The 352-nt window shown below is 45.5% G+C and carries 1 protein-coding gene; it reads right to left on the reverse strand.

Going from position 1 to position 352, the window contains the following annotated elements; genetic code table 11:
• A partial coding sequence (locus tag H0247_RS19630) for a transposase (RefSeq protein ID WP_370463389.1) occupies positions 1 to 335 on the reverse strand: 335 nt, incomplete at its 3' end.
• Between the last annotated feature and the right edge of the window lie 17 nt (positions 336 to 352).

The following is a 352-nucleotide window of genomic DNA, read 5'->3' on the forward strand; positions in this document are numbered from 1 at the left end:
TCACGAGAACTCATAAAGCCTCTAAGCGCATCCGCTTTCCAGGCTTTCACTTGTTCTACATACAAGCCTTTAGCACGGCAATACTCGCTCAATTCAGCTTCATTCAAACTGGCCGTGTCAACGACAGTGGCAAACTTAGCTTCTGCTGACCATTGGTCTGGTGTTGATTTATTTCCCGGCACAGGGCGACCTTGTTGTTTGGCTTTATCCCGCCAATTATACAAGGTTTGCAGTCCAATCCCTTCATTGCGTGATACTTCTGCCACGGTAATATTTAATGGTGGCAATAACTTGCTTAGTATCTCTTGTTTACGTTCTTCACTGTAACTCGGCACATTCAAGCCTTAACCCC

Origin of the sequence: Pectobacterium sp. CFBP8739 (genome assembly GCF_013449375.1) — a bacterium.
In the GTDB taxonomy this organism is placed as follows: Bacteria; Pseudomonadota; Gammaproteobacteria; order Enterobacterales; family Enterobacteriaceae; genus Pectobacterium.